We start from the raw sequence: 23,801 nt of genomic DNA on the forward strand, positions 1-23,801 counted from the left end.
GAGACAAGTCAGAGCCCGCCCGCAAGGCCGTGGAGCAAGAATTCCAGCTCATCCAAGCTTCGGAACGTCAGCAGCAAGCCCCCAGCTTACAACCGTTGAAAGCAGACACCTATACCCATCGTGGACGAAAAGCCTATATCAATCAGGTGATCGCTACGGTGAACCGACATTATCACTATACCTCGCTTAGTGAGTACAATACCGCCTTAGGCTATTATCAGGTAGCCGCAAGTAGAGGGTCAGAGCGCAGCAGGATGTATAACCACGGAGGCTTACAATACACCCTTTTAGATGGCAACGGACGACAGGTAGGCATTCCTGTTAAAGCCAGTGCACTGCATCAGTTCCCGGGCATGCGCTATCTGCATGCACAATATCAGCTGAACCGGAAGCTGCGCACTCCCAAGCTAACCCAATTAAGCAACATGGTAGACCAAGGATTACGCTCACCAGAAGTGCGTGACCTCAAGGGACTGTCTACTTACTTAGAGGCACATAAAATAGATGTTCATTACCACCAAAGCACTAAAGGTCAGCTATATGGAGTAACCTTCATAGACCACGAGAGAGGGATAGTGGCCAAGGGCAGTGCCTTGGGAAGAAACTATTCAGTAAATGGACTGAGGCGACAATTAGAAGGGGAGAGGCCTTCCTCACAGCAAACTGTAAATAATTCTCCTAAGCCAACACGACCTAAAAGGTACCCGCGTCAACATGCTTTTAGGCCACGCCGAGCCTATGCCGATATTTTCACAGTGTTGAAACACCATCGGGGAGCCTATCAACTACCCGTTGAAAACCAATTAAGTCTTAGAAAGAAGAAAAGAAAAAAACGCAGACGATTATGATGAGCGGAGACCATCAACAAGGCCTAGTCAAGACCATGGAGCTAGCCAGAATAGTGAGCCTAATCCTTTTGCTCATGCACCTATACTATTATCATCAGGAAGTAATGCATTCGTGGGGCTTGACTTCTGACTGGATGAGCCAGTTGATTGCGAGGTTGGAATCAACCGGACTTTTTGAGGCTACCTGGATTTCAAAAGCCCTGTCTTTTATCCTTTTGATTGTCTCTCTGTTGGGTGTGAAAGGGAAAAAGGATATCGACTTCAATCTACCCCTTACCCTAGTCATTTTGACCCTGGGAGGCGTGCTTTACTGGTCCTCAGCCTTATGGTTCCCGATGAACCTCCAAGCAAAGACTCACTTCCTGCTATCAGCAGCGATCCTTTTCACTGGTTACTTATGCCTGTTGGGAGCTGGCAGCCGTCTGAGCCGGTTTATCCGTGTGGAACTACAAAAGGACATCTTCAATGAGATGAACCAGACCTTTCCTCAAGAAGAGCGGTTTATGGCTAATGCTTACTCCTTACATTTCCCTGCCCACTATCACTTCAGGGGAAAGCGACGCCGTAGCTGGATTAATGTGATCAACCCCTTCCGCTCTTTGCTGGTGATAGGCAGTCCGGGAGCAGGCAAGTCCTACTTCATTATCAGACATATTATATCCCAACATATCAAGAAAGGCTTTACCATGTTCATCTATGATTTTAAGTATGATGACCTCAGCCGGTTAGCCTATAACCTGCTGATCAGATACCAAAAAAAAATTCAAGGAGAAGCCCTGCTTTTACCTGATTAGCTTCGATGACCTCAACCGCAGCCACCGCTGCAACCCACTCGATCCAGAGAGTATGGAAGATATTACCGATGCCTCAGAGTCTGCGAGAACCATTATGCTGGGCTTGAACCGGGACTGGATTAAGAAGCAGGGCGATTTCTTTGTAGAGTCCTCAATTAATTTCGTTACTGCCCTTATCTGGTACCTGAAGAAATATGCAGGGGGGGAGGTATTGCACCTTGCCTCATGTTATAGAGCTGTTGCAGCTGGACTATGCTACCCTTTTTCCTTTGCTACGCCGGGAGCCCGAAGTGTCTGCGTTGATTAACCCGTTTGAGTCCGCCTACCGACATGAAGCCTGGGATCAGCTGGAAGGACAGATCGCTTCTGCCAAGATAGGGCTGGCACGCCTGAGCTCTCCGGCCTTGTACTATGTGCTTAGCGGCCATGATTTCACCTTGGATATCAATAATCCAGCCGCTCCCAAGGTAGTTTGCCTGGGCAATAACCCACAGAAGCAACAAGTTTTTGGACCGGTGCTATCCTTATATATCTCCAGAGTGATCAAGCTGGTCAATAAAAAGGGAAAGCAGAAAAGCAGCCTCATCTTCGATGAGTTTCCTACCGTTTACTTCAACCAGATCGACCACCTGATCGCCCAGGCCAGAAGCAATCTGGTCTCCACTACCTTGGCTGTTCAAGACTACTCACAGCTCAAAAAGGACTATGGAAGAGACCAGGCCGAGGTCATATTAAATTTGGCCGGCAATGTTATCAGCGGTCAGGTTTTCGGTGATACCGCTCGCCAACTATCCGAACGCTTTGGCAAAGTAGTACAACAAAGGCAAAGCATCTCGGTAAATCGTACCGACACCTCGGTGAGCCACTCTACCCATCTTGACGCAGGCATTCCGCCATCCACTATTTCTTCCCTGTCTTCGGGGGAGTTCGTCGGGTTGGTGGGAGATACGCCCCATCAGAGGATTCGCTTAAAGATGTTCCATGCGACTATCGACCATGACCACCGCTACCTGAGTATACAAGAAAACCATTTTCAGACGATTCCAGAGATAAGAAAAGTAAGTGAAGAAGAGCTGAGCGCTAACTATGAGCGGATTAGAGCTTCTATCCAGGATATTGTCAGTCAGCATCTATAAACCCTAACGCTTATGCATCTGATTAACCACATACAAACCCTTCAAGAGCAGCTCAAAAGCCAGGTGAGTGACCTTATTGGTGAGCACGGCCTTACCTTGACCAGCCTGCCTATGATCCTGAGTCTATACCGTGCTCCATTGCAGCACCTGCGCACAAAAGTATATACCTATCCCTTCCATCAAAAGGAAGAAGAAATACAGTTTTTCAAAGAAGAAAAACCTACGTTACTGAGCGGTTGGTATTATTATCAGGAGCTGCTCCAACTAACAAGAGCAGCCAGTTACCAGACTACCCCTGATCTTAAGCCATTATATGATCAGAAGCTTATTGGAATGAAGTCTTATGAACAGCGGCATCATACTTTCCTGGCGTACTGCATTCGTGGTGATAACCATTTGGATACCTACTATTTCACCCGGGAATATCATGGAGAAGACTTGATTCTGGATCATCGCTTCACTACCGGCTATGACCTGATCCTGGCCAGATTCCTTGCCCATGAGCTCTTGAAAGAACATATCCAACAAAAGCTGACTTCCAACCGAACCAATAGCGAAGCTCTTATCACCAGCACACTCACCTGGACAGGTAAGAAAACCGACCTGATCGAGCTGCTCTTCGCATTGCAGTGCAGCGGTAGCATCAATGGCGGCCAGGCCACCGTGAAGCAGATCGCCCGACAATTAGAAGCCTTGTTCTCCATTGAGCTGGGTAACTATTATCATATACTTGGAAAAATAAGAGCCAGAAAAAGCCCTGCTATTTTTATTGATGCGCTCAAAACCCATTTGACCGAAAAGCTGGAGACTATGGATCTCTAAGTCATTGAAAAAAAGTTTAAAAAAATCGAGGTATAGTCACCATAGACTATACCAAAAGGCGCCCATCGGCTCATTAACTTCATCTCATCAACAAAACTCAAAGCCATGATCACATCCACCAGCTGGTACCATTTCACCCTCATTGCAATAATACTTTACGGAGGCTATTACCTGTTTCTCATGATAGTCCATCCGCCCTTTAGGCAGAGGCTGCTGAAGCTTTTTCAGCAAAGCTCCTTTTCATCCGCATCAGTGCTAGGCGCTATCGCAGAAGAGGAAACCACCAGAGCTTCAGAAGCAGAAATGATGGTCGCCCCACCAGAAGCAGAAGAGCCTATGGTGAGCTCCGTTGATGCTCCTGCTGCAGGCCTTTTAGGAGCCTTACATGATTTCAGTGGAGAGCTCAGCACCTTGCAAGAGCTTATGCAAGAAACGCGGGGCGATGCTGATCAGTATCAGGAACTTCTGGAAGCCCTGATGCAAAAGCATGCCGCTTTATCATCAAGCCCTTTCAGGCAACCCTTGCTTGTGCTTGTAGAGCGTCTGACCGCCGATTACCCCAACCTGAACACCAGGAAAATTACAGGCTTATGGTAGCCTGATTTAACCACCCATAACCCCAACCGATTATGAAAAAGGAAAACACTATTCTATCGATTTACAAGTCCTTAGGACTGACCCTGACCTTACTGTTACTCACTTTGTACCAAGCCTATGCCCAGGATGGTAATGCCGGCATCAACCAGGCCAACGAGCAGGTGAGGAGTTATTTTGATACCGGAGCTAACCTGATGTACGCCATAGGTGCCGTCGTAGGCCTGATTGGTGCTGTTAAAGTCTTTCAGAAATGGAATAGCGGAGAGCCTGACACCAGCAGAGTAGCTTCCGCCTGGTTTGGCAGTTGCATCTTTCTGGTAGTAGTCGCTACCGTATTGAAATCCTTCTTTGGCGTGTAATCCTAAAATGAAAATTGATGATGACTCCCAGTGTATATAAAATCAATAAAGGCATTAACGCACCCATTGAGTTCAAAGGCCTGAAGTCCCAATACATAGGCTATCTGGCAGGCGGGGGCGTGCTTAGCCTGCTGGTGTTTGCTATCCTGTTTGTGCTGGGCCTGAATATATTCCTTTGCGTCGGGCTGCTAGTGATCCTTTCGGGCAGTGTAATAGGAGGCACCTATTACCTGAGCAATACCTATGGAGAACATGGCCTAACCAAAAAGCTGATGCGCCAGAAACTTCCGACAGGCCTGCGCTTCTCTGGCCGACACCTATTTGTCCAATTAAACCCATCCCAATATGAAAACCATGAAGAACATTGAAGAAGTCTTCCCCATCCATAAAGTCGAAGAAGACTGTCTGATCAATCGCCGGGGCGAGGTAACCGTGGCCTATGCCCTTGAGCTGCCTGAGATCTTCACCCTTTCCAATGAAGAGTACGAATCTTTTCATCATACGTGGATCAAAGCCCTGAAAGCCTTGCCACAGCATAGTATCTTCCATAAGCAAGACTGGTATTTTCAAAAGGGCCATACCGTTGACTATCAGCAGGGAGCGCGCAGCTTCCTTACCCATTCCAGCGATCGCTATTTCCATGAGCGCCCTTTCCTGGACCACCAGTGCTATGTTATGCTGACCCAGCGCACCGCTGGCAGAGCAGGGCGCTCTGTTGCCTCCAGCCTGATAAGTGGCAAGATGATACCCAAAAACCTGATAACAGGAGAGTTGTTGCAAAACTTTCTGGATAGCGCAGGGCAATTTGAGCGTATCCTAAATGATAGTGGCTTAGTTACCGCCCGACGGTTGAGTGCCGATGCCTTGACCGGGACGTCAGAAAGGCCGGGCTTGCTGGAACGTTACTGCTTCCTTTTGCACCCTGAAGAGCGATCAGTTATTAAAGACACTAGCTTTAAAGAAGGTGTAAAGATCGGAGATCAGCGCTTACAACTTTATACCCTGAGCGATGCGGTTAGCCTGCCCGCTTTGTGCGGTTCCAGGATCAATTACGATCCCTACAGTACAGATAAGACCAAGTTCAGTATAGGCTTTGCTTCTCCCTTAGGTCAGTTGTTGTCTTGCAATCATATCTATAACCAATACGTGTTCATAGAAGATGCAGCCCGCACTATTAAGCAGCTGGAGAGCAAGCGCCTGCGCCTGCAATCCTTGTCCGCCTATTCCCGGGAGAATAGCCTGAGCAGCTCAGCCGTTAATGACTTCCTCGATGAAGCCATAGGAGACCAACGGCAACCCGTTCAGGCCCACTATAATTTGATGGCCTGGACTGATAACCCAGAGACCATGAAAGAGCTGCGCACCCAGGTATCTTCTGCCCTGGCGCAGGTAGATGTAACTGCCAAGCTGGAGAGCGATGGAGCCCCCCAGATCTACTGGTCGGGCCTGCCTGGCAATGCCGGAGACCTGCCCGCCTACGAGCGCTTCGATACCTTCATGGAGCAGGCCAGCTGCTTTTTCAATCTTGAGAGCGGCTACCGTTCCTCGATTAGCCCCGTTGGCCTTCGCCTGGGAGACCGCCTGACGGGCAAGCCGGTGCATGTAGATATCAGTGATGAGCCGGTGAAGCAAGGCGTCTGCACCAATCGCAATAAATTTATCCTGGGTCCCTCAGGCAGTGGAAAATCCTTCTTCACTAACCATATGGTGCGGAGCTATTATGAGCAGGGCTCCCATGTCGTGCTGGTAGACGTAGGGCATAGCTATCAGGGATTATGTCAGCTGGTTGGTGGTTATTACTTCACCTATAGCGAAGAGCAACCCTTATGCTTCAACCCCTTTTATTTGAATGCCGGAGAAGTTCTGGATACCGAGAAAAAGGAAAGCATCAAAACCCTGCTGTTAGCTCTATGGAAAAAAGACGATGAAACCTTTAACCGATCAGAATATGTAGCCTTGTCTATCTCCCTGCAGCTCTATTTTCAGTACCTGCAAGAAGATGCAACGGTTTTTCCTTGCTTCAACACCTATTATGAGTTTCTAAAGACCAGGTTTATTGCTATTCTAAAAGCGGATAAAGTCAAAGAGAAAGACTTTGACGTGGAGAACTTCCTTTATGTGCTGCGTCCTTACTACCGGGGAGGGGAGTTTGATTACCTGCTCAATGCAAGTGATCACCTGAACCTGTTAGAGCAACGTTTTATTGTCTTTGAACTGGATAATATTAAAGACCATCCCATCCTTTTCCCTGTGGTGACCATTATTATTATGGAGGTGTTTATCGCTAAGATGCGAAAGTTGAAAGGCATCCGTAAGATGATTTTGATTGAAGAAGCCTGGAAAGCCATCGCTCGAGAAGGCATGGCTGAATACATCAAGTACCTGTTCAAGACCGTGCGTAAGTTCTATGGTGAAGCGGTGGTGGTTACCCAGGAGGTAGAAGATATTATCAGCTCACCTATTGTCAAGCAAGCTATTATAAACAATTCAGACTGCAAGATCCTGCTTGATCAGAGCAAATATCAGAATAAGTTCGATGCTATCCAGGAGCTGTTAGGCCTGAGTGAAAAGGAAAAAGCTTTGGTGCTATCTATCAATCAGTCTAATGACCCCGATAGAAAATACAAAGAAGTATTCATTAGCTTGGGTGGCGTGATCTCTAAGGTCTATGCTACCGAAGTGTCACAGGAAGAATACCTGGCCTACACTACAGAGCAGTCAGAAAAGCTCCAAGTACAGGAATATACCGAAACCTGTGGAGGTGATATGCGTCGCGGTATCGCCCTCATGGCTCAAGAGATGAGAGAAAACCTAAAAACCGCCTAGCTATGATCCGTATGATAAGACTCAAGACCATTATTCTGATGCTGGGCGTTATGAGCCTGGTGTTCGTGCCTGCCAGCAGGAGTGAAGCAGCTATCCCTATTGTGTGGCTGATCAAAGAAGCCGTTAAGAAAGTGGTGAAAGCTTTTGATCTGATGATCCAGCGGCTGCAGAATAAGAGCATAGCCCTGCAGAATATCCAGAAAGAACTGGAAAACCAGCTCTCCAAGCTGAAGCTGGATCAGATCGCCGAATGGACCGAAAAGCACCGGAAGCTCTTCGAAGACTACTATGAAGAGCTGTGGAAGGTCAAGCAGGTGATTGCCACCTTCCAGCAGGTGCAACATATTATCTATACCCAGGAGCAGCTGGTCGATGAATACCAGCGTGCCTGGCAGCTCATAGCAGGCAGTGAATACTTTACCGATGAAGAAGAAGCCTATATGGCCAGTGCCTATGCCCAAATTATCAGTGCCAGCCTGCAGCATGTCGACGAACTGCTGCTGGTGGTACAATCATTTGAATTACAAATGACTGATGGCGAGCGACTAGCAGTGATCAGTCGTTGTGGAGCAGCCCTTGAAGATAACTACCAGGCCTTAAAATCCCTGAATGCCCATGCCTTGCGACTGCGCAGCATACGAAGCCAGGAACATCAGGAAATACGGCAGTTGCGTCGCCTTTATCAGCTCTCATCACCATGAAGAGGATCTGTATCATAAATATAATAAAAAGGAGCCTGACCGTATGGCTGTTGATCATCTTGCTGATTACGCCAGGCTATGCCCAGACCCCTAATGTCAAGGAATTCTTTCAGCAGAAGAAAACCCAAAGGAAGTACCTGCTCAAGCAGATCGCCTTACTGCAGCTATACCTGGGCTTTGTCAAGAAAGGGTACCGCATCGTAGATAAGGGGCTGCATGTGATTGGAGATATAAAAGAGGGCAAGTTCAGCCTTGACAAGGAATATATCCAGTCCCTGAGTAGCGTAAAACTACAGCTTTCGACTAGTCCTCAAGTAGAAACTGTTAGCGAAACCCTGTCCTTGGCTCAAGTACGCATACAGGGTACCACTATGCTGGTTAACGAGACCCAGCTGATCTCTGCCAGTGAGCATGAATATCTAAGCAACATGCTGAAAAGCCAGCAACAGACCCTGATAAACATCGGGGAGGAGCTAGACCTGATATTACAAGACCAGCATACCGAGATGAAAGATGCAGCAAGACTACAGCGATTGGATGTGGTGAGAGAAGCCGCCCAAGGACTTGCCACTATCACCTGGCAGTTTCAGGCCTATGTACGACAGCTGATCCTTTCACGCACAAGAGAGCAGCATGAATTGATGAGCACTAAAAGACTTTTAAAAGACGATTAACATGAAAAAGTATCTATTACTATTACCCTTCCTGCTGCTGACGAGGCTCGGCCCTGTGTATGGACAGGGGCATGAAGTGACCCAGCTGATCTTAAATTATCAAAAACTACGACAGCTGGAAAAGATTCTGGAGAACATGTACGAAGGCTATGAGATCCTGCGCAAGGGCTATAATACTGTCAAAGACATCGCAGAAGGCAATTTCACCTTGCATGACCTATTTCTGGACCGGCTGTATGCGGTGAATCCTGCCATTCGGGATTACTATAAGGTGGCTGCCATTATAGAAAAGCAAAGCCTGCTCCTTAAGCGCTACCAGAAAGCCTATGGCCGTTTCAGTACGACCTCCTTGCTGAGCGAAGAAGAGCGGGGCTATATCTCCAGTGTCTATTCCCAGCTTCATAACGAAAGCATAGAAGACCTGGAAGCCCTGCTGATGGTCGTTACCGCCTCACGCCTGCGGATGAGTGATGCTGAGCGCCTGACTGTCATTGATGAGCTATATGCTACAATGGATGAGAAATTAGCCTTTTTGAAAGCATTTAATGACCAGGCACATATACTGGTCCAGCAAAGAGTCGGTGAGTCATCGGCCATACAGCGTGAGCGACAGTACCATCACAACCTGGGGAACTGATGAAAAAGACTTGCTTATCCCTTCTTGTATTTTCATTGCTCCCAATGAGTGGCTATGCTCAGGGCATGTCAGAAGACATTAAGAGCATGCATGAAATCCTGGAACAGCTGTATACAGAGATGCTGCCCTTGTGTTCATCGCTGATTGGCGTTTCTCAGGGCGTGGCCGCTTTCGCATCCTTATGGTACATAGGCCATCGGGTGTGGAAGCACCTGGCCGAGGCTGAAGCCATAGAAGTATACCCGTTGCTTCGTCCCTTTGCTATTGGTCTGTGCATAGGCTTTTTTCCTTTGCTCATCCAGATGATGAATGGTGTATTACACCCCTTGGTGACCGGCACCTCAGCTATGGTAGAACAATCACAAAGTGCCATAGAAGTGTTGCTCGCTCGTAAGGAGCAAGCTTTGCTACTCACCCCACCGGGCTATGTCTATGGAGGAGGTGGAGACTATGACCGCTGGTACCGTTATACTCATCCTGAAGAAGAGAGTTCCGATGACGAAGGCTTCTTTGCAGGCATCAGCCATAGTGTACGCTTTGCCATGTCCAAGGCCATGTATGATTTCCGTTATGCTATCAAGCAAGCGCTCTCCGAAGTGTTACAGGTCATCTTCGAGGCGGCCTCCTTATGCATCAATACCATCAGAACCTTTTTTCTTTTGGTGCTGGCCATCATTGGACCCTTGGTGTTAGCCCTTTCCGTTTTTGATGGCTTCAGACATTCCCTTACCGTATACCTGGCGCGATATGTCAATATTTACCTGTGGCTTCCCGTGACAAATATTTTCGGAGCCATTATCGCCAAGATCCAGGAGAATATGCTCATGCATGACCTCAGCAATATAGAGGCAGGCGACAATCCGTTGTTCAATGCCACAGATGCAGGCTATTTGATCTTTCTGATCATAGGTATTATAGGTTACCTGACCGTTCCTTCCGTTTCCAACTTCATTATCAATGTGGTAGGCAGCAATGCGATGAACATAAAGACCACCACCGTTTTCCAGGGCGGAGCCCGCTATGTGTATCAAGCCATGCATCAGGTGAAAGAGCGCCTGCTCACTTCAGGGGGATCTACTCACCAGCATGACAAGCTCTCAGGAAAATGACAATCAGGAAAACCAATAATTATGTTCAAGCAACTTAGAAATATCGATACAGCCTTTCAGCACCTGCGGCTGTTCACCATGATAGTAGTGGTGGGTAGCGTAGTGCTGAGTAGCTATAGCCTTTACCTGAGCTATGAGCGGCAAAAGCAGGCCGATGCTCGCATTTATATCCTGACACAGGGCAAGGCGCTGGAAGCATTAGCCTCGCAGCGCGATGCCAACCTGCCCGTAGAGGCCAAAGACCATGTGCGGATGTTCCATCAATACTTTTTCACCTTTGATCCCGACCCGGATATGATCCAGGGGCAGGTAGAAAAAGCCATGTACCTGGCAGACCATTCCGCTAAAGCCCAGCATGACAACCTGAAAGAGAGCAGGTATTACAGCCAGCTGATTAGTGGTAATATCAGTCAGGACATCCAGATGACCGACTTTGAGATCGACACTGATCAGTATCCATACCCTTTTCACTATAAGGGAGAGCAGCGTATTGTACGGCGCACCAGCATTGTCTATCGCAGCATGACCACCCAAGGCTACTTAAGAGAAGTAGCACGCACCGAGCATAACCCCCATGGCTTTTTGATTGAGCAGTGGGAGATCACCGAAAACCAAAATCTACGTACCGAAAGCCGGTAGGCCAAATTAATCCATTATAAAACCCAATAGAACATGAAATCCATAATCAAAAACATATCCAAACACCAGCGCCTGTATGTGGTGCTCCCCTTGATGTTGCTGCCTGTATTTATCTTAGGCTTCTGGATGTTTAACCAGCAAAAGCAACCGCCTCAAAACCCCTATGGAGGCTTCAATATGAGCTTACCCTCTGCTGATTTCAGTGCTGTAGGTGAGATGTGGGATAAGCTGAGCCTTTATGAACAGGCAGATAAAGACTCCATGCTTTTGGAGCGAGCCAGGAAACAAGACCCCTTCTACCAACACGGAGAGCAAGTACTTTTTCCGGTGTCTGAAGAAGATACTATAGGCTTGAAGACCACCTTGCATGGCAGTAGCCACTACCAGGATCCACTTCAAGAGCAAGAGGCCCAGATCACTGAAAGGCTGGATTTGCTTAAGCAGGAACTACAAAAAATGCCAGATTCCAAACCCATATCATCACCACAAAAACCATCTCTGCCTACTATGAAAGATGCTACACCAGAAGATCAGGAGCTGCAGCGATTAGAGAAGATGATGACCCTGCTCACTACCTCTGGTGGTGAGGACGCCGAAATGCAGCAGATAGATCATATGCTGGATAAGATTATAGCCATACAACACCCTGAGCAACTCGCTGAATCTACCCATACCGATAAGCCCGCCTATGTGATGGAGGCTGCCAATAGGAAAGAGGCAAGAGAGCAAAGGATTGAAAACCAAAGCCTTCCGGCTTCGCCAACCCTTCATGAATCTCAGAGTGTAAAAAGTCATAATCGATTCTATGGCTTGCAGGAAGAAGCCATTTCTGAGGGGGCGGCAGGCAACCTCATTGAGGCCGTTATTCATGACCATCAGAAAGTGATGCCAGGCGCACCTGTTAAGCTACGGCTACTCACAGATAGTTATATCCAGGGTAGGCTCATCAAGCGCGGCACCCTGGTCTATGGCGAGAGCCGCATGAGCAATGGTCGTTTAGAAGTAAAAGTGCAAGAAGTAAGAAGAGGAGAAGAGTTACTGCCCGTGGCGTTAAGCGTTCATGATTTAGATGGTCTGGAAGGCATATCTATTCCAGAAGCCCATGTGCAGGAGTCCGTGCAATCTGCTGCGGGGCGATATGCTCAAGGCATGCAATTGCTGTCTATGGATACCTCCCTGGCAGCGCAGGCGGCCCAGTCCGGCGTTGATGCACTCAAAGATGTGGTCAGTAAAAAGACCAGATTAAAAAAAGTATACCTGCCCGATAACTATAAGGTCTACCTCCATAATACCACAATCTCATTATAAAATAAAAACACTATGAAATTCAATGACAAGATCATATCCCTGATATCCTTACAACTGCTGCTTACCACTGCGCTGTTCGCTCAGCAGCAAGATGCCATTCCTGTCGCTTATGACCAGACCTCTACCTTAGTTCTCCAGGAGACCATACAAAGCATCGATGTGGGCAGTCCCGGAGTACTGGTTCAACGGGTGAACGGATTTGATAATATGCTGCGACTAAAAGCCGCTGTTACAGATTTTGACACCACTAACCTAACCATATATGCTATGAGTGGTGCTATCTATCATTTTAACCTCTATTACGCCGCACACCCACAGCGAAAAGTATGGCCTATAGCAGCCGATGATAGCCTGCCGATCGCCCCTTCACAGCTTTCAGGACAGGGCAGTATGCAGTCAAAAGCCCAGTGGGTGCTAAGACAAACTCACCCTACCATTCGCAAGCAGCATCATGGACAACTCACCCTATCGGTTCGCAACCTGTACAGCAGTGGAGGTAAGCTCTTTTTCCATTTACAGATAGAGAACACATCGGCTTTACCCTTTAAAATACATAACATACGCTTTTACACTACCAGCCGCAATGCAGTCAAAAGGTCAGCCCAGCATGAAGAAACCCGATCACCATTATTGTATTATAAGCCAGACGCCCAAAGCCTTGTGACTCAAGGAGGAAAAGCAGACATGGTGATGGTCTACGATCAGTTTTCCCTTCCCCGAGATCAGGAGGGCACCTTTGAAGTACTGGAAACGCAGGGAGGCAGGAGGCTCACCCTCAGTTTAAGGCATAAGCATATGCGAAAGGCACAGACCATTAATAATTATCCATTGAATCCTACCCAGCCATGAACGAGAGAAACTTAGAATACCTGCAAGAGCGATTGTACTTCCATGGATTTGGTAACCAGTTGGAAGAGGCGCTAAAAAAAGGCATGAACAGTCAGAAAGACCACTTTGAGTTAAACTTTAAAGGAAAGTTTGAACGTGATAATAAGAACGACATAGTAGATTATAAGCTTCACTTCAGCAAATCATCTACCACTGACCGATACTTTTGGAATCACTATCAAGCTACTCTTCACCGGCAGGGAGAGCCCGACCGCAGTCAGGAATTTCATATCCAGAAGGGAAATGGTATTTCAGCACGTAAGGCCTATCAGCTACTGAGTGGAAATGCCATCTACCAGCGCTACTTTAAAAGTGGAGCAGGAGAGAAACCGGAAGCTTTTCATAGCTGGGTTACCCTAGATTTAAAGCAAAAGAACCAGTATGGCAACCATCCCTGGAATTACTATAACCAAGCTTATGGCTTTGACCTTGAAAAGGCCTTGAAAAAGCATGCTCTACCAGCCATGCAAAATCAGGAAAGTAGAACTAAGCTCCTGGAGCAGTTACAAAGAGGAGAAACCCCCAAGACGAAGCTCAAACAAGGAAACCAGGAAATCACCATAACACTAAAAGCAGACCCACGCTTTAAGCAAGTAAGGTTAATTGATGAGACAGGCAAAGCGTTGAAAATGGGGCAGTCAGAAAAAAAGAAACAAGCTCAACAAGAAGAAATCCCTAAAAAACGAAGAGGAAGGAAAGCGGGGGTGAGGTAGGAGGTAAAATAGCGACCACCCTATAATGAAAACTATAGGGTGGTCATTATTTTTTTAATGTAGATTTTATGAGAAGATATACAGTTGTGTAATGCCTGTATATCCAGCATTGATGAGAGGGTTGAGTGTAGTATACTATTCTTAAGTTTGGATATTTCAGTTACTTTGTAAACGGCTGGGAGGTGTGACCTTAATTGAGAAGCTACCTTGTCGGGTCAGTTTACAATAGATTAATTAAATGAAAGCAGTATTAAAAACAGCCTGGATCACAGGAATATGTATCTTCATCCTATTTATGCCGATGTCGTACGGAGTAGTAAAGGTCACTCTTAATAACTATGAAAGGAATAAAGGTCATGTGCAATCAGTCGAAAACGTTATGAGCTCGAGCGGGCCAGGCTATAATTTATTGGTAAATATTGAGGGAGAAGATGGGCGAAAATACAGTACTCATTCTTATGATGAAGATAAAAAAGCCATGCCGGGTGATTCAGTTGTTTTCAGAAAACTATATCGTGGAGCGGGTACATCACAAATCTTACAAATAAACGGAGAAGAAGTTTCCAGTTATTTCCATTTCATTGATTTTTTCAGCGTGACCTATCATGCGTTAGCAATTTTATTTCTAATGTATTATAGTGTAAAAAAATTTATATGAATTAATACAAACACTACAGGTTCACATAGAGCCAAAATTGTTATTATGCTATATTTGATATTAAAATAATAATTGTGGAAAATCGAAGATAACTATGAGCAGTGCCTTAAACTTGATCTTGGTATGCCGATCATCCATCAGATTATGTTGATTTGTTAATTTGAAGCTATTACGTCTAATTCAAGACCCTCGTTATTCTTAATAAATTCTTTAGTCAGCACTTAGTCAGACTAAGGATAGCAGAGGCCGCAATTTCCTTGCGACCAAGTTTAAATGGTATTACATCCATAAAATCATTTTGTAATTAAAATCTTTATAGGATTTGATAATTCCTAAAGCCTTATACTGAGGAGCCTTAAAAAGACCGACTAAGACAAATGCCGTACACATGCTGGTGATAGCATAGATGAGGTTATGTGAATTAATCATTTCAAAGTAGTGCATTCCTTCATATCTAGGGGTGAAAACTATCATGATATTTAAAAATGCTAAACAAAACACATGGTAAGTATAGGCCATATTCAGCCAGCGCAGGATCTTCTTGAGGTTGTCAGAAAAAACTATATTATATAGACATTTTTTCCAGTTTAGTTCCCACTGTGTCCAATGATATTGACTACCGTTTTTCAAGAAATAGGTCATAAATACTAAGCTTATAATGTACTTGCATATGCTAGAAAAGGCGATATTAGTGAAATCCATCATATGCCCAATTATAATCAGAATACCAGATTGAAAGCTAATCATCATTGTATCGAAGCTGTTGTTTAATAGAAGTGTTAATAAATTCATTGTAAAATATATTTTGTTAATTAAGGCAGCAATATAATCACTTTATACATGTGAAATGACGGCCGCAGAAAACCTATTATTGAAAAAATACTAACCCATTAAAAACTAAGGTTTTGCTGAAATCACTACAGGAGAGGAGTTGGCAGGGTCATGCTCCAGACTATCAGAATTTTGGGTTGGAGGGTTGATAATAGGCATATTGACATATTGTGCCTTCTCCTGAATGACATCCGAAAATATCCATGCTTTTTGTTTTTGGCTGATAAGCTTCAAGGCCATGGCCACGCACATGGTGAAGAGTAGGGTAGTAACTAACCACATCCATCTGAGCCTGGTTTTAAGGTAACTCCATTTCTTTTTTTTGCCTTTCAGCTTCTTTTCTACGAGCATCAAGGCGCACTTGTTGAAACAAGGGTTGCAAGTTACTATCAGGAATTGGAGGGCTGATTACTGATTCTTCCCAAACGCCCATCAACTCATCATATTCCTTCTGATGGGTAGGGTGAGCCTGACACCATTGCTCTAGCTCATGCTGCTTTTTGGGGCTGATAGTGCCTGCCAGTGCCTGATAGATGAGTTTATAGTAGTAGTCTTGTTTCATGGCAATGTTCATTTAAAAAAACAATTCAAAAAGTCGTGACCCTACCTCAATACCAGTATAATTTAACACATTTTCATACATGATCCATGAGACAGGAATAAATAATTTAAAGTGCTGATGCCACTTTTTTCTAAAGATTTTCAGTGCTTTAGAGATATGCTTTTCTACCCCTTTTTGAGATATCCCCATGTAATCAGCTATTTCTGAGTAAGACATTTTAAAGCTTCTGCTAAGAATAAAGGCCACTCTGGTTCTGGGTGGCAGTTCTGATTTAGCTTTTCTCAGCCAGCTCCTCAAAACGGCATACCGATCACTGGAAGTAGGGCGATCCGCTATCCTTTCTGCATGAGTCGGTTCAATAGAATTGGCCCGAGCCATTTTATCTTTAATATGGTCAATGGAGCGGTTAATCGCCATTTTTATGAGGTACCTGCGTAAAGGAGGGTGTAAGTTCAGTTCATGCCTTTTCTCCCATAAAGTGATATAAGTCTCCTGCATAATGTCTTCAGCATCAGCCACTACCTCTACCAGGTTCATGGTGATCTTAAAAAGCTCATGACCATAGGTATCCTGCAGCACTTCCAGTGCTCTGCCGTCATTCTCTGAGAGCAGCAATAGGATGAGTCGGTCAATAGCTGTACCAGGCATAGGCAAAAAAGAAAAGTACCTTCTCAAGCTAGCAACAGGATATATAATATGTTGGAAAATTTACATCATTAGCTTACACTCATAAGTAAAAAAAATTGGGCGCTTAATGAGAGAATCCAGCGGTTAGTTACGGCTTTAAATGAGAGGAGAACCCAGCACAGGAAAATATATTTATGGATGATGAGTAGGGTAAAGGCCTCAATATCAGTATTGATAAGAGAAAACAAGAAGCGACTATCTCCAGGAGACCGTCGCTTCAGGGGGTGCTGTCTACCGAAGTGACAGCGCAAACAAAATTGGTTTTTATCTTAACATTAAAATTATGAAAAATCTAATTAAAAAACTGTCTGTAGTGGCCTTGTTATTATCTGCTTTGAGTGTATGGGCCTTCAATGGCGAAAAAGCTGAAGCGGAAACCACTTGGTTTGAGCTCGATCAGCAAGGCAATATTATCACCCCGCACTTGCAGGGTAACCCTGGATGCGTATCCGGGGATAAGTATTGTGCTGTGGAATTTGATAATAGTGTGCTGGAGAGCGATGACACACCACCTATTAGCAACATAGAAGAAGCGGGAGCTGCTTCCTTGTATCTTCAGGTGACCATGCGAGACTAGCAGGTACTATAACAGGGGCCAGAAGCCCCTGTTTATTTCTACTGATATTGCTTGTCAGAAATCACCAGCACAGGTAATGCTCTCACCTCCCTGATCAGCCTAAACCCCTGCTGCTTGAGTTGATGCTTTACACTATCCAGATCATTCAGATCTCCCTGAAGCGATATGCTTACCGTAAGTTCCTCCTCCAGATCACTCACCACCCTCCATTGGCTCTGTCTGAGATTACTTTCCAGCATCTGCGTTAATTGAGCTATAGTGATTTCTTTCTGAGAGGAATTATTTTTCCTATCGACTCTCTGCGCGCTCCTATCATCTTCCTGAGATAATACCAGACACGACATGGAGCGTTTTTCGATATGAGCAGTAATACCCAGGTGATGATCAAAAAACAAATTCAGGTCACGCTGCATAATAGCCAGGCGCTCCTTTTCTGAAAGCTTTGCAGGCAGATAGAATGAGTAACAATAGATATTGTCTTGCTGCCACTGATAATAACTGTTAATACTATCTAAAGAGCTACCAGAATGGGGTGCTACTAAACGGGCACGCGTAGAATCAGATACCTCTACAATAATATGATTCTTAGTGTTAAAAGAAGGTATTTCATACGCCTCTTTAAATAAACTTAAAGCCGATAGGTTATGATACAAGCGGTGGCCTCTATAATTAATAATGCTTGAATTATTATCGGGTAAGCGAGGCGTAACAGCGGAATAGAAATAGGGCTTTACAGATCCTTTCCTCAACGATAAAATAGGCTCATACAGCTCTAAGGAGATATCTTGCTTCAAATGCATGGCTGCCGGACCACCAGACAGTATGCCTTCCATCACTTCCGGGGTGGCGTATAATTCCGAGGTAATCGCTTTGATCACCCCTTGAGGATTGACCCATACCTGATGCGGATATCCATTATGCGGGAACCAAGCATCAGCAAGCGGTTGAGTAGTGCTGAGCAGGTTAGCAGGAATTTCCCAGCCTTTATCCTTGAAGTGCGCTTTGACCTCATCAGACTTGTCTCTATTGTTAATGAGTATAACCTGTATGTCCTGATCAAATTCATTTTGCAGCTTCTCTACTCTTTTTAGAGACTTCATGCAAGCCCCACAGTAGGCACTCCAAAAATCCAATATCACCCATTTTCCTTTGTAATCATACAATTCTACCGTGTCCTTTTCCGAGAGATAGGGATACAAAGAGACGTTAGGAATGGCTTCACCCACGGCAAGGGATTGTTGCTGGGCCTGCACTGGCAAGGCGAACATACTGATCAGGTAAACTATATCAATAACCTTCATTGCTCTATCTTTCATTTTGTTCTATTCCTGAAATTGAAACCACATTATAGGGAAGGGGCAGGGCATACCTGGGATCATGAGGAGGCAAGGAATAAGTGCTGTTGCCCAGCTGCCTTTGGAGCGTTATGTCTCGCCCATCATAAGCAATATATCGCTTGATGTCAGGCCATCTGATGCCTCTGAATACCAGCTCTTTGCGTCTCTCCAGTAATATCCGTTCCAATGCCTGTTCAGCATCGCTGATGGCTATTGGTACAAAATGTCCCTGTTCATAACGATGCTGCAGAAGGGTATTCAAATCATGCAGCGCTTCAGTCACTTTTCCGGTACGGGCATAACATTCACTGCGTATCAGGTAGAGTTCGTCTGTAGCTATACCACTGAAATAATACATAGCAAAGAAGTTGCCGTTGTTGTAAGAGCCTCTGAAGAAATGATCACCATCCGCTTCACGATAGAAGAGTGACTTCCTCAGGTCATGCTCAGCATAGCTGTTGTATAGCTCAGGGGCTATCCTCATTCTATCATTGGACAACGGCCCCTCGCTCACATAAAGCATACGGTTATAAAAGACCGTTTCAGGGTTAAGGATCTCAAAGGGATAAGAAGCAGAGGGATCAAGGTCATTATAATCCATCAGCTCATGGTATAGCTGTAAACTTTCATCTGCTGCCAGCAGTGCCTGTGAGTACCTTCCGGTCTGCAAATACACCTTAGCGAGCAAGGCCTGAACCGAAGCCTTTGAAGCGCGTGTAGATTCCTGTGCGATGCCAGGCAGTAGCGGCAATGCTGTTTCCAGATCATCAATAATCTTTTGATAAGTGTCTTCCAAAGAACTGCGCTGATAAGTGACATTGATATCAGGATCAGTGCGCAAGGGTAATCCTAACTGACTGGCTGCAGAAGCAGCCTCATACTGCTGACAAAACACCTGAGCCAATTGAAAGAAACACCAGGAACGATGAAATAAGGCCGTTCCTCTGATGCGGTCGAAATCCGCCTTTTCATCCGGAGCTACCTCTACCTTTTTAATGCCTTCCAAAACGGCATTAGCATAATAAATAGTAGCATAAGGCATATTCCAGCTGGGTACTTGGTCATCATCCTGATAGATATCTTCCTGCCAGAGGTAAGCCTTACGATGAATTAATGAAGCGCCACTGGTCATGGTCTCCCAGTCTTGCTGGGTGATATAATAATCATCAGCACTTACCTCGCCCAGGGAAGGAGTGGCGGTATTCATATCCAGCGCATTATCTAAAATGGCCTGATAGTCCTTTAAACTAGAAGGCACCACCTGTTTTTTGTCGCTACGTATCTCCAGCCATTCCTCCTGATCACAGGCAGAGAGCAGTAGCAGGAGTATAAAAGTATAAATTGATTTCATGATAGATTAAAGTTTAATGTTAGTACCAATAGCATATACAGGACCCGGGAGTAGCTCAGCATAAGGATAATCAGGGTCTAATCCTTTGTCATTGGCTCTCCATAGTATGCCCAGATTATTGAGATAGAGATAACATTCTATGCTTCTGTACCAGGAAGCACGCTGCCCTTGCGGCTGAAAAGTGTATCCCAGCCTGATGTCCTGCAACCGAATATGATCTCCCTTCTCCACTAGTACCTCTGAGAAGTTATAAGCATAATCCCTGAAATTGGAAGCCTCATTCACAGTAGGTATAGAAGGTACTTGGGTGTGTGCTTCATCTCCAGGATTTTGCCAGCGATCCATAAAGTCCTGATGCCCCATTTGCTGACCATCAAATACACTCTGATAACTTATGCTATTACGCCGGAATACATAGTTGAGCTTAAAGGTCAGGTTAGCACTCAGACTTAAATGCTTGTAGGACCAGGTGTTCCTTATTGAGCCAAAATAAGGAGGCACCACCAGACCTACTTCTTTCAGCTCCTCGAAAGTGAGGTTGTTGAAATAGGTTTCATAATCCGAGCTTTCTTGCCCATCTACCATAACCAGAGGGGCTCCGGTGTCAGGATCGAGACCGCTCCAGGGAATAGCATAAAGCGCATCTATCGGTGCCTCCTCCTTTAGCTTCAGCGTGCTGTTTCTAAAGAAAGAATATATCGAACTATTGTTGGCCTCATCATCAAAAGAGGTAAGACGCGTTTTCGCATAGCTGACCAAGAAATCAGTCTGCCATTTGATGGCACCATTGAGGTTAACCGTGTTAAGGGTGAGATCCCAGCCTTTCGTTTTGGTATTAGCATAGTTGGCCATAAAGCCCTCCACTTGTAAGCTGGAAAAGCCAGTGGTAGGATCTAATGACTGCCTGCCCAGCAGGTCTTTCCCTTCCTTTCTGAAGTATTCAAATGAGCCGGATACCCTGTTGTTCAATGCCTTAAAATCAATACCAGCATTCCACACCGCTACCTTCTCCCATCTAAGTTGCGGATTGCCGGGACTCACTATGTCCGCTACCTGAAAGTCAGTCAAATAAGAAGAGAGATAACGCGCCGTCACAAAAGCCGTGGCCTCCCGGTTGATGTTGCCATTATAACCATAAGTAGCCCTCAGCCTGAGGTAAGGCAGCCAGGAGAGGTTCATAAAACTTTCTTTAGATACCGTCCAGGCGGCACCTACTGACCATAAGGGCACCCCTTTTTGATTGGTTTTCACCCCAAACAAGTTAGAAGCATCCCAGCGGGCACTGCCTGAGAGCGTGTATCGCTGCTTAAAAGTGTAAGCCATATTGCCATAGTAAGAAATATAGCGGTTCAGAAGATCAGACAACGAGGTATTAGGAGGCGCTATTCTAGCCCTGCCGTTAGGGCGTGTGTAGTGATAGGTGATATAATCAATCATATCTACGGTGGTGAGCACCTCATCAGCATAGCCAAAATACTCAAAGCCTTGCCCTTGAGTATGCACCTGCCGTACCTCCGCTCCGGCTAAGGCAGAAACCTCATGCTCTTCCCCGAACACCTGATAAGTACTGAGCTGTAACCTTCCCGAATGCGCCTTTTCCTGACGGTGGCCTACCTGCAAAATGTCATTATACGGAAAGAGCTGATCCCCCTCATCATCCGTAAAACGGTTGACCAGGTTACGCACATAATAACTCTCTTTGCTGCGCAGATCGGTGTCCTCACTGCTCTGGTGCTGGTACTGATAAGAAAGCTGTAAGCTGGTGTTAGGCAAAAACTCATATTGCAAGCCTACGTTGATGCGCTGCTGCTGTTGCTTGATGGTGTTATCCATCATGTCACGCTCTTCCAGCGGCAGGTATTGCCAGTTGAGTAGCCCTTCCTCTTCAGCCTGATTGACATAAGGCAGGCGGTAATCGCGCACTACCGGTAGCGCATTACCATTATCATCAATAAGTTGATTATAAGGATAACGGGAGCCATAACCTCCCCAGGCCAGCCCATTGTTCTGGCGCCGCTGACTGCTCAGGAATAAGCCTGTTTGTAACTGTAGCTGCTTGATAGGTTTGAAAGTATTGCGGGCTGTTAGCGTTACCCGTTCACTTTCATTACCGATGACGTTGGCTTGCAAAGCATCATAACCCCCGGAAAAATAATAGCTGCTTTTAGCATTCCCTCCCTGCAAGCTGAGCGCATATTGCTGTGATAGCCCGTTTTGATAAAACAGGTCTTCCACGTCTTTGCGCACGTCGGCAGTTTCTAATGCCTGCCACTGCTGCTGTACTTGCTCTTCAGAGAGTTCACCCTCTCGCTGTGCTGCTAATAGCTCTACAAAAGGAGATAGCGCAGGCATAGACAGACTATTGAGGTCAGTGTCATAAAAGCCCTGATCAAACAAGCTCTTTTCTATCTCCATAAAATACTGAGCAGACAAATAGTTAGGATTGTCATAGAGATCCGGTGCCTGAGTGATGCGGGCATTAGCTACCAGATTGATTTGCAGCGGCTCCTGAAAAGTCCCTTTTTTGGTGCTGATAACAATAACCCCATTGGCTGCTCGCGCTCCCCAGATAGAAGCTGCCGCCGCATCCTTCAGTACCGTGATATTATCAATGTCATTAGGATTAATGCTGTTGATATCTCCTTCATAGGGAAAACCATCCAGCACTATGAGCGGATTAGTTTCACTGTTAATGCTGCTGATGCCCCTGATTCGCAGGTTACGATAATCATCACCATAAGCAGCACCTGAACCTACCAGCCTGCGATCAAACAAGAGGCCGCTGGTGACCCCATCCAGGCGACTGATAATATCAGATCCCACACTTCGGTTGATCAACTGCTCACTGACCTGCTCATAAGACCCTGTGGCCCGCTCTACAGGCACCTCTTCATAACCGGTAGAGTAAATCTCCACCTCACCGAGGGTCATGTAATCCTCAGACAAAGCCACCAACATATTATTACTGCTGACAGCTCTTTCCTGAGACTCATAGCCGATATAAGAAAATACCAACATACTGCCTTCAGGTACTTCCAGCGAAAAGGAACCATCACTATCCGTAATAGTGCCTTTGAGGCTGCTTTTGACAGTGACCGAAGCCCCGGGCAGCGGCAGGCTGTCGGTAGTGGCAATGACCTTGCCGTGAATAGTCATCATCTGCTGACAAAAGCTGAGGGATGCACTCCCCAGATAAAGACCAGCACAAAACAAAATGGATAAAAGTGTTTTCATATGTAAAGGTTTAAGTAAGACATTCATTATGGTGTGAGATGACCTCCTGCTGAAGCGGAATAGCCTCCAGCAGATCCAGGTCATAGATGTGTAGTACCTCCCTTACCCGAGCCAGCCCATCATGGCGGGTGGGGAGAATGATATCAATAGGCTGAGCATAACAGGTAGCATCTTCAATGATGATTCCCTGATCATTATAATACTCATTAAGGTAGCGAATGAGGTCAGTCATGGGGGCATTGCGCAGCACCACGGCATAAGGCCCTAGGGAAGAGTGAGGTCGGCCTCCCAGAGTGCCTATACGGTCAAGCGTGCTGGTTCTTACCAACAGCCACTTACGAAGTAGGATAGGCTTATGAGTCAGAGAGTGATTAAAAGAAAAGAGTCTACTGCACCAAAGGCATAGCTGTGCCAGGCAGCAAGAGTACAATTTTTTCATGCTGTAGGTTTTAGGATAGGAAAAAGGAATAGATGGCAGGAGCAGGAGAGGAGCGGCCAGGTGCGCAGGACCGA

General features: G+C 45.8%; 26 protein-coding genes. 18 read left to right on the forward strand and 8 right to left on the reverse strand.

The window, feature by feature from the left end:
* The first annotated feature begins 29 nt into the window (after nucleotides 1-29).
* From LVD15_RS11780 to LVD15_RS11860, 17 genes are all read left to right on the forward strand, one after another.
* The gene (locus LVD15_RS11780; RefSeq protein WP_233780527.1) at nucleotides 30-848 is read left to right on the forward strand and encodes a hypothetical protein; all 819 of its coding nucleotides are present in this window, start codon (nucleotides 30-32) and stop codon (nucleotides 846-848) included.
* Nucleotides 845-1,642: a YWFCY domain-containing protein gene (locus tag LVD15_RS11785; RefSeq protein ID WP_233780528.1), complete on the forward strand. Its 798-nt coding sequence runs from the start codon at nucleotides 845-847 to the stop codon at nucleotides 1,640-1,642. Before LVD15_RS11780 ends, LVD15_RS11785 begins: the two co-directional genes overlap by 4 nt.
* A gap of 239 nt (nucleotides 1,643-1,881) precedes the next feature.
* Complete coding sequence (locus LVD15_RS11790; protein ID WP_233780529.1) at nucleotides 1,882-2,778, forward strand: TraM recognition domain-containing protein; 897 nt, start codon at nucleotides 1,882-1,884, stop codon at nucleotides 2,776-2,778.
* A 12-nt stretch (nucleotides 2,779-2,790) separates the two neighbouring features.
* Nucleotides 2,791-3,600: an RteC domain-containing protein gene (locus tag LVD15_RS11795; protein WP_233780530.1), complete on the forward strand. Its 810-nt coding sequence runs from the start codon at nucleotides 2,791-2,793 to the stop codon at nucleotides 3,598-3,600.
* Nucleotides 3,601-3,705: 105 nt separating this feature from the next.
* Entirely contained in the window at nucleotides 3,706-4,197 is a 492-nt protein-coding gene (locus tag LVD15_RS11800) for a hypothetical protein (protein WP_233780531.1), read from the forward strand.
* Nucleotides 4,198-4,229: 32 nt separating this feature from the next.
* Nucleotides 4,230-4,556 (forward strand): DUF4134 domain-containing protein, encoded by a 327-nt coding sequence (locus tag LVD15_RS11805; protein ID WP_233780532.1) that lies wholly within the window; start codon nucleotides 4,230-4,232, stop codon nucleotides 4,554-4,556.
* A gap of 17 nt (nucleotides 4,557-4,573) precedes the next feature.
* Nucleotides 4,574-4,924 (forward strand): DUF4133 domain-containing protein, encoded by a 351-nt coding sequence (locus LVD15_RS11810; RefSeq protein WP_233780533.1) that lies wholly within the window; start codon nucleotides 4,574-4,576, stop codon nucleotides 4,922-4,924.
* Nucleotides 4,902-7,382, forward strand: coding sequence for a TraG family conjugative transposon ATPase (locus LVD15_RS11815; protein WP_233780534.1), 2,481 nt, complete (start codon nucleotides 4,902-4,904; stop codon nucleotides 7,380-7,382). The genes LVD15_RS11810 and LVD15_RS11815 overlap by 23 nt, the downstream gene beginning before the upstream one ends.
* 11 nt (nucleotides 7,383-7,393) lie before the next feature.
* Nucleotides 7,394-8,083 (forward strand): conjugal transfer protein TraI, encoded by a 690-nt coding sequence (locus LVD15_RS11820; RefSeq protein WP_233780535.1) that lies wholly within the window; start codon nucleotides 7,394-7,396, stop codon nucleotides 8,081-8,083.
* Nucleotides 8,080-8,757, forward strand: coding sequence for a hypothetical protein (locus LVD15_RS11825; protein ID WP_233780536.1), 678 nt, complete (start codon nucleotides 8,080-8,082; stop codon nucleotides 8,755-8,757). The genes LVD15_RS11820 and LVD15_RS11825 overlap by 4 nt, the downstream gene beginning before the upstream one ends.
* Nucleotide 8,758: 1 nt before the next feature.
* Complete coding sequence (locus LVD15_RS11830; RefSeq protein WP_233780537.1) at nucleotides 8,759-9,394, forward strand: TerB family tellurite resistance protein; 636 nt, start codon at nucleotides 8,759-8,761, stop codon at nucleotides 9,392-9,394.
* The gene (gene traJ / locus LVD15_RS11835) at nucleotides 9,394-10,503 is read left to right on the forward strand and encodes a conjugative transposon protein TraJ (protein WP_233780538.1); all 1,110 of its coding nucleotides are present in this window, start codon (nucleotides 9,394-9,396) and stop codon (nucleotides 10,501-10,503) included. Before LVD15_RS11830 ends, traJ begins: the two co-directional genes overlap by 1 nt.
* A gap of 21 nt (nucleotides 10,504-10,524) precedes the next feature.
* Nucleotides 10,525-11,142: a conjugative transposon protein TraK gene (traK, locus tag LVD15_RS11840; protein ID WP_233780539.1), complete on the forward strand. Its 618-nt coding sequence runs from the start codon at nucleotides 10,525-10,527 to the stop codon at nucleotides 11,140-11,142.
* 33 nt (nucleotides 11,143-11,175) lie between these two features.
* On the forward strand, nucleotides 11,176-12,450 hold the full coding sequence (gene traM, locus LVD15_RS11845; protein WP_233780540.1) for a conjugative transposon protein TraM: 1,275 nt from the start codon (nucleotides 11,176-11,178) through the stop codon (nucleotides 12,448-12,450).
* 12 nt (nucleotides 12,451-12,462) lie between these two features.
* Complete coding sequence (locus LVD15_RS11850) at nucleotides 12,463-13,299, forward strand: DUF4138 domain-containing protein (RefSeq protein WP_233780541.1); 837 nt, start codon at nucleotides 12,463-12,465, stop codon at nucleotides 13,297-13,299.
* Nucleotides 13,296-14,051: a hypothetical protein gene (locus tag LVD15_RS11855; protein ID WP_233780542.1), complete on the forward strand. Its 756-nt coding sequence runs from the start codon at nucleotides 13,296-13,298 to the stop codon at nucleotides 14,049-14,051. Before LVD15_RS11850 ends, LVD15_RS11855 begins: the two co-directional genes overlap by 4 nt.
* A gap of 238 nt (nucleotides 14,052-14,289) precedes the next feature.
* Nucleotides 14,290-14,709, forward strand: coding sequence for a hypothetical protein (locus LVD15_RS11860; RefSeq protein WP_233780543.1), 420 nt, complete (start codon nucleotides 14,290-14,292; stop codon nucleotides 14,707-14,709).
* Nucleotides 14,710-14,988: 279 nt separating this feature from the next.
* On the opposite strand, the gene LVD15_RS11865 is transcribed toward LVD15_RS11860, so the two are convergent.
* From LVD15_RS11865 to LVD15_RS11880, 4 genes are all read right to left on the reverse strand, one after another.
* A complete protein-coding gene (locus tag LVD15_RS11865) occupies nucleotides 14,989-15,501 on the reverse strand; it encodes a hypothetical protein (RefSeq protein WP_233780544.1) in 513 nt (170 codons plus the stop codon).
* Between the two features lie 105 nt (nucleotides 15,502-15,606).
* Entirely contained in the window at nucleotides 15,607-15,822 is a 216-nt protein-coding gene (locus LVD15_RS11870; protein WP_233780545.1) for a hypothetical protein, read from the reverse strand.
* A gap of 16 nt (nucleotides 15,823-15,838) precedes the next feature.
* On the reverse strand, nucleotides 15,839-16,102 hold the full coding sequence (locus LVD15_RS11875; protein WP_233780546.1) for a DUF4880 domain-containing protein: 264 nt from the start codon (nucleotides 16,100-16,102) through the stop codon (nucleotides 15,839-15,841).
* A gap of 12 nt (nucleotides 16,103-16,114) precedes the next feature.
* Nucleotides 16,115-16,750 carry an RNA polymerase sigma factor gene (locus LVD15_RS11880; RefSeq protein WP_233780547.1) on the reverse strand — a complete coding sequence of 212 codons (636 nt, stop codon included), beginning with the start codon at nucleotides 16,748-16,750 and terminating at the stop codon, nucleotides 16,115-16,117.
* 322 nt (nucleotides 16,751-17,072) lie between these two features.
* Between LVD15_RS11880 and LVD15_RS11885 the strand changes: the two genes are divergently transcribed.
* Nucleotides 17,073-17,366 carry a hypothetical protein gene (locus LVD15_RS11885; RefSeq protein WP_233780548.1) on the forward strand — a complete coding sequence of 98 codons (294 nt, stop codon included), beginning with the start codon at nucleotides 17,073-17,075 and terminating at the stop codon, nucleotides 17,364-17,366.
* Nucleotides 17,367-17,404: 38 nt separating this feature from the next.
* Here the strand turns inward: LVD15_RS11885 and LVD15_RS11890 are convergent, their stop codons facing one another.
* From LVD15_RS11890 to LVD15_RS11905, 4 genes are read right to left on the reverse strand one after another with little or no spacing between them, the layout of a single operon-like run.
* On the reverse strand, nucleotides 17,405-18,682 hold the full coding sequence (locus LVD15_RS11890) for a TlpA family protein disulfide reductase (RefSeq protein ID WP_233780549.1): 1,278 nt from the start codon (nucleotides 18,680-18,682) through the stop codon (nucleotides 17,405-17,407).
* Nucleotides 18,672-20,054 (reverse strand): RagB/SusD family nutrient uptake outer membrane protein, encoded by a 1,383-nt coding sequence (locus LVD15_RS11895; protein WP_233780550.1) that lies wholly within the window; start codon nucleotides 20,052-20,054, stop codon nucleotides 18,672-18,674. The genes LVD15_RS11890 and LVD15_RS11895 overlap by 11 nt, the downstream gene beginning before the upstream one ends.
* Before the next feature lie 6 nt (nucleotides 20,055-20,060).
* Nucleotides 20,061-23,288, reverse strand: a complete 3,228-nt coding sequence (locus LVD15_RS11900; protein WP_233780551.1) for a SusC/RagA family TonB-linked outer membrane protein — start codon at nucleotides 23,286-23,288, stop codon at nucleotides 20,061-20,063.
* A 10-nt stretch (nucleotides 23,289-23,298) separates the two neighbouring features.
* Nucleotides 23,299-23,727, reverse strand: coding sequence for a hypothetical protein (locus tag LVD15_RS11905; RefSeq protein ID WP_233780552.1), 429 nt, complete (start codon nucleotides 23,725-23,727; stop codon nucleotides 23,299-23,301).
* Nucleotides 23,728-23,801: the final 74 nt, after the last annotated feature.

Source organism: Fulvivirga maritima, assembly GCF_021389955.1.
Lineage (GTDB): Bacteria > Bacteroidota > Bacteroidia > Cytophagales > Cyclobacteriaceae > Fulvivirga > Fulvivirga maritima.